The organism is Pseudomonas edaphica, from assembly GCF_005863185.1.
GTDB classification, from domain to species: Bacteria; Pseudomonadota; Gammaproteobacteria; order Pseudomonadales; family Pseudomonadaceae; genus Aquipseudomonas; species Aquipseudomonas edaphica.
Window position 1 is genome coordinate 1 of sequence record NZ_VBVZ01000780.1, and the last position, 2,500, is coordinate 2,500.

At 59.0% G+C, this 2,500-nt stretch carries 3 protein-coding genes; 1 reads left to right on the top strand and 2 read right to left on the bottom strand.

Annotated elements, in window-relative coordinates:
* Nucleotides 1–107: 107 nt before the first annotated feature.
* Both FEM54_RS30390 and FEM54_RS30395 read right to left on the bottom strand, forming a co-directional pair.
* On the bottom strand, nt 108–347 hold the full coding sequence (locus FEM54_RS30390; protein WP_017137918.1) for a DUF1161 domain-containing protein: 240 nt from the start codon (nt 345–347) through the stop codon (nt 108–110).
* Nucleotides 348–856: 509 nt separating this feature from the next.
* Complete coding sequence (locus FEM54_RS30395) at nt 857–1,285, bottom strand: OsmC family protein (RefSeq protein WP_017137919.1); 429 nt, start codon at nt 1,283–1,285, stop codon at nt 857–859.
* A gap of 216 nt (nt 1,286–1,501) precedes the next feature.
* On the opposite strand from FEM54_RS30395, the gene FEM54_RS30400 reads away from it, so the two are divergent.
* A partial coding sequence (locus tag FEM54_RS30400) for an LLM class flavin-dependent oxidoreductase (protein WP_017137920.1) occupies nt 1,502–2,500 on the top strand: 999 nt, incomplete at its 3' end.

Here is a 2,500-nt window from a genome sequence, read left to right on the forward strand (position 1 = left end):
AGAGACAGGTGCTGGAGGGGCGCTCGCTGGCTTTTACGCCCAATATCCGGCTGTACAACGCGGCGCGTCAGCTGTTGGCGGAGGAGCGCAGCGTTAATTGCATCTGATCAGTCGCTATTCTTCTGATAGATGATCCGCTTGGTGCCGTTTTCGCAGGAGCCGACGATCATGGCGCTGTCATGATTCTTGGCTTCTTCGGCGGTGATGATTTCCAGGGTGTAAGACGGAATCGCCTTGGCCTGGATCTTTACCTCGATCTCTTGCTTGAGCTCTTCACAATCTTTTGGCGCGGCCACGGCCGAAGTGGCCAATACACCGCAAATGATCGCCAAGGCAAAACGTTTCATGTGTGAAGCTCCCTGAATGCACTGCGCACGGGTGTGCGCCTAGGCTATTCGACCACATTTTGGAAACGCGAGTTCTGATTTAACGCACAACAAACTATGGGAACGGGCCTTTGTGGGAGCTGGCTTGCCTGCGATGGCAACGCCTCGATACAACTGGATAACCGAGGTGAACCTATCGCGGGCAAGCCCGGCTCCCACACAAGCCCGCTCCCACAGGGATCAGATCGTTCCCACGCTCTGCGTGGGAATGCCGCCTGGGACGCTCCGCGTCCCGCCCACAGCATTCAAGTTCTGCGCAGGTGTGACGCAGAGCGTCACGGGCTGCATTCCCACGCGGGAGCGTGGGAACGATCTAAACGCGAGTTCTGATTTAACGCACAACAAACTGTGGGAGCTGGCTTGCCTGCGATGGCAACGCCTCGATACAACTGGATAACCGAGGTGAACCTATCGCGGGTAAGCCCGGCTTCCACACAAGCCCGCTCCCACAGGGGATCTTGCTGTGTCAGTTAGACCAGCGTGGCATCCAGGCTGATTTTTGCGTTCAGCACTTTCGACACTGGGCAGCCTTCCTTCGCCTTTTTGCTCAGTTCCTCGAACTGCGCCTGGCTTGCGCCGGGGATCTTGGCTTTCAAGACCAAATGCACGGCGGTAATCGCAAAACCGCCATCCACCTGGTCCAGGGTCACTTCAGCCTGGGTGTCGATGCTGTCAGCCTTAAGGCCGGCATCGCCCAGAATCATGGAAAATGCCATGGAGAAACAGCCAGCGTGGGCCGCGCCGATCAACTCTTCAGGGTTGGTGCCCTTGCCGCCTTCGAAACGGGCCTTGAAGCCATAGGGTGCTTCGCGCAGCACGCCGGTTTCCGTGGAGATGGAACCCAGGCCCGTCTTCAGATCACCTTCCCAATGCGCGGATGCTTTTTTAACAATACTCATAGCTCTCTCCTCGAACGGTGGTTTTGCGTCAGTAAGGGTTCTGAGGATAGACGGCCCGGCAAAGTTCATCTTGTCGGAGAAACCTAGCGATTTAGTAGGAAATTTCGCAGTTGCTATTGAATCTCGGGTATATGCCCTCATTGCATAGAGCATGCACATGAAGCGGCAGGTTTTGGTTCGTCTATAAGCCTGCGCACCTAATGGAGAAGCAGGCTTATGAAATCGCTGTCCGACGTGAAGTTCTCGACCCTCGACCTCGTGCCCGTGCGCGCCAACGGCAGCATCGCGCAGTCATTGCGCAACTCGCTGGACCTGGCCCAGCACGTGGAAAAGTTCGGCTACAACCGTTTCTGGGTAGCTGAACACCATAATATGGACGGCATCGCCAGCTCGGCCACTTCGGTGCTGCTGGGTTATTTGGCCGGTGGCACCTCAACGATTCGCGTCGGCTCCGGCGGTGTGATGCTGCCCAACCACGCGCCGTTGGTGATTGCCGAGCAGTTCGGCACCCTGGAAAGCCTGTACCCCGGCCGTATCGACCTGGGCCTGGGCCGCGCCCCCGGTTCCGACCAGATGACCGCCCGCGCCCTGCGCCGTGAACGCTCCGGCAGCGCTGACGAGTTTCCGGAAGATGTGGCCGAACTGATGGCCTACCTGGGGCCACGCACGCCCGACCAACGGATCATCGCCGTACCCGGTACCGGCACCAACGTGCCGGTGTGGCTGCTCGGTTCCAGCCTGTTCAGCGCACAACTGGCCGGTGAGCGTGGTTTGCCCTACGCCTTCGCCTCCCATTTCGCACCCCGCTTGATGCACGAGGCGATTCGCGTGTACCGCAATCACTTCAAGCCTTCAGCCGTGCTGGACAAGCCCTACGTGATGCTTGGCATTCCCCTGGTGGCCGCCGATACCGACGAGCAGGCCGACTACCTGGCCACTTCCGTGTACCAACGCATCCTGGCGCTGATGCGCGGGCAAAGCCTGGTGCAACGCCCGCCGGTGAAAACCATGGACGGCCTGTGGCTGCCCCATGAAAAAGACGCGGTGGGCAGCTTCCTTGGCCTGGCCATGGTCGGTAGCCCAGCGAAGATCCGTGCGAAGTTGGAAGTGTTGATCGAGCAAACCGGCGCCGATGAGCTGATCTTTACCAGCGACCTGTATGAGCATGCCGACCGGATTCATTCCTACGAGCTGCTGGCGCAGGTGATGAAGGGC